The organism is Sphingomonas ginsenosidimutans (assembly GCF_002374835.1).
Classification (GTDB): Bacteria; Pseudomonadota; Alphaproteobacteria; order Sphingomonadales; family Sphingomonadaceae; genus Sphingomonas; species Sphingomonas ginsenosidimutans.
Genome location: NZ_NWVD01000035.1, coordinates 1 through 2,897, shown reverse-complemented (window position 1 = coordinate 2,897; position 2,897 = coordinate 1). Strand labels below are relative to the sequence as shown.

The window sequence follows — 2,897 nt, the reverse complement described above, 5'->3', positions numbered from 1 at the left end:
CGTAGCTCGTCCTTCAGCCCCGTGTTCCACCAGCCAGACGCAGCCCAGTATCTCTCTCAGCTCAGATCTCTTTCGGATGGCATCATTGCCGCCGAGGACAGTTGGATTGGGGGTTTGCCAAGCTTTGCCTGCGCTCCGACGCCTGCTCGAGGTGTCTCGCCCAAAATCTTGCGGGCAATGGTGACGGCGATCAAGCGGCACGAGGCGATCGAAGTTTTCTATCAATCCATGTCATCCCCCGATCCAGTATGGCGGTGGATCGAACCCCATGCCTTGGTGTTTGACGGGTTCAGATGGCATGCTCGCGCGCATTGCCCACGCAGCGGCGCCTTCAAGGACTTTGTTCTCTCGCGCATTACCGAGTCCCGCTCATCAAAGCCTGCTGATGCGCGGTCTTTGGACGATAGCGATTGGGAAGAGCAGGTTGATCTGCAGATCGCGCCACATCCCGAACTGAGCGCTGGTCAGCGCAAGGCGATTGAGCTCGACTACGGCATGGAAAACGGGCTGACGATCATCCCTGTCCGGCGGGCAATGCTTTACTACGCACTCAAACGGCTCGGATTGGACACGGATCCCGCTGCGCGAAGGCCTCAGGACCAGCAGATCGTACTGTTGAACGCCGCAGAAATTCGTTCGGGAACGCGTGTAGGTAGCGTGTCTCAGCCAGAGGGGCCGCACTATGCTTGAGCGGTTGCGAGAGCTTACTGAAGATGCAGCGACACTGAAAAGTAAGCTGATTCTCGTGGTTGCGAGCGCTGGCGGCGGCAAGACTGATATCCTGTCGCGTCTAGCCGAAAGCGAAGGCTTGCCCCGGGTCAATGTCGGCATCGAATTGTCGCGTAAGCTACTGCCAGTTCCATCGCTTCAGAGAAGTTCCGAAGTTATGTCATTGCTTCGGGAATTGATGGATCAGAATGGTTCTGAAAGATGTGCGATCTTCGACAATATAGAGATACTTTTTGAGGAAGATCTCCGCATAAATCCGTTTGATGTCCTGAGAAAACTTGCTCACGCTCGTCCACTAGTGGCGGCTTGGCCAGGTGAATTCCGGGATGGCCGACTGACCTACGCCCGCACGGGGCATCGTGAACACTGCGAGGTGCCACTCGATGGTGCTGTCGTATTCGAGTTGAATTAAGCTTTGAAGGGAATTTCCGAGATGACCATGCAGTATGGCGATCTCATTCAGTTTGAGCCTATCGAGTCGGTTATCCAGCTTCTGGATGCTAACCGCCCGGAAGAGGCGAAGAAGCTCGTTTCGACCTACGTCATCTCGGATGACATGGCCGAGCGGATCGCCATGCAGATGATCCCCCAGCTCTCGTTCGATGAGGCTGTCGACCACAAGGGCGTCCTCGTAGTCGGGAACTACGGGACCGGTAAGTCTCACCTCATGTCCGTGCTCTCGCTCGTCGCTGAAGATGCCGACTATGTGTCCATGATCCGCCACCCTAAGGTGGCCGAGGCAGCAAGTGCGATCGCTGGCAAGTTCAAGGTTCACCGGATCGAGATTTCCAGCCAGATGTCGTTGCGCGACATCATCACGCAGCAGCTTGAGGTTTTCCTCGACAAGCAGGGGGTTAGCTTCTCCTTCCCTGCGGCTGACAAGGTCATCAACAACAAGGCTGCTTTCGAGGAGATGATGGCGGCGTTCGCCGAGGTTCATCCCAACCACGGTGTGCTGCTGGTGGTGGACGAGTTCCTCGAGTATCTTCGATCGCGCAAGGATCACGACCTCGTTCTGGATCTTTCCTTCCTGCGCGAGATCGGAGAGGTGGCGAAACACCTGCGTTTCCGCTTCGTGGCAGGGGTCCAGGAGGCCATCTTCGATAGCAGTCGTTTCCAGCACGTTGCCGATAGCTTGCGGCGCGTGAAGGATCGCTTCACCCAGATCTTGCTGGCACGGCAGGACGTCAGTTTCGTGGTCGCTGAGCGTCTTCTCAAGAAGACCACGGATCAGCAGGACAGAATTCGCTCGTATCTGACTCCATTCGCGAAATTCTATGGCTCCATGAATGAGCGCATGGACGAGTATGTCAGGCTGTTCCCGGTCCACCCTGATTATATCGGAACCTTCGAGCGTTTGGTCTTCACCGAGAAGCGCGGTGCCCTTGTCACGCTTCGTGACCAGATCCAGGCAATTCTGAAGGATCAGGTGCCGGAAGACCGACCGGGCCTGATCGGCTACGACAAGTTCTGGGAGACCGTGACGTCCAACTCGGTTCTGCGTGCAGACCCGAATATCGGGCCCGTCCTAAAAGTCTCCGAAGTTCTTTCGGAGCGTGTCTCGAAGGCATTTACTAGGCCTGCGTACAAGCCGATGGCTTTGCGCATCATCGATGGTTTGTCGGTCCACCGGCTGACCACCGGCGGTGACATTTACGTTCCGGTCGGGCCGACAGCTGAAGAGCTTCGCGATACGCTGTGCCTGTTCCAGCCCGGTATCGAAGACATGGGGGGCGAGCCAGAAGCAGACCTCCTTTCCCTCGTGCAGACTGTGCTGAGGGAGACGCTGAAGACGGTCAACGGCCAATTCATCTCCAAGGCGGCCGATACCGAGCAGTACTATCTCGATCTGAAAAAGGACGTCGATTACGATGCCCAGATCGAGAAGCGTGCGGAGGCTCTGTCAGATGATGCGCTTGATCGAGCTTACTACAGCGCGATCCGTCAGCTTATGGAGCGGACTGACGATACGGCCTACGTGACCGGGCATCAGATCTGGCAATACCAGATCGAGTGGCAGGAGCGCCGTGTCGAGCGCAGCGGGTATCTCTTTTTTGGGGCTCCGAATGATCGGCCGACGGCCCAGCCTGAGCGAGACTTCTACATCTACTTCATCCAGCCTTTCGAACCGCCGCGGTTCAGGGATGACACCAAGGGAGATGAGGTCT

The 2,897-nt window shown here is 56.7% G+C and carries 3 protein-coding genes; all 3 read left to right on the top strand.

Translation table 11 applies throughout. The features are described 5' to 3' along the window. The coding region (locus COA17_RS18420) for a BrxR family transcriptional regulator (protein WP_096614336.1) at positions 1 to 690 on the top strand (690 nt) is incomplete at its 5' end. Continuing rightward, complete coding sequence (brxF, locus tag COA17_RS19200; RefSeq protein WP_141397139.1) at positions 683 to 1,141, top strand: BREX-3 system P-loop-containing protein BrxF; 459 nt, start codon at positions 683 to 685, stop codon at positions 1,139 to 1,141. The genes COA17_RS18420 and brxF, both read left to right, overlap by 8 nt. Positions 1,142 to 1,162: 21 nt before the next feature. Next, positions 1,163 to 2,897: DUF6079 family protein (locus COA17_RS18415; RefSeq protein ID WP_217991028.1), on the top strand; the 1,735-nt coding region annotated here is incomplete at its 3' end.

Excerpts from the sequence above, each read along its gene's own strand:
- brxF (WP_141397139.1), top strand. The coding sequence starts at position 683 with ATGCTTGAGCGGTTGCGAGAGCTTACTGAAGATGCAGCGACACTGAAA.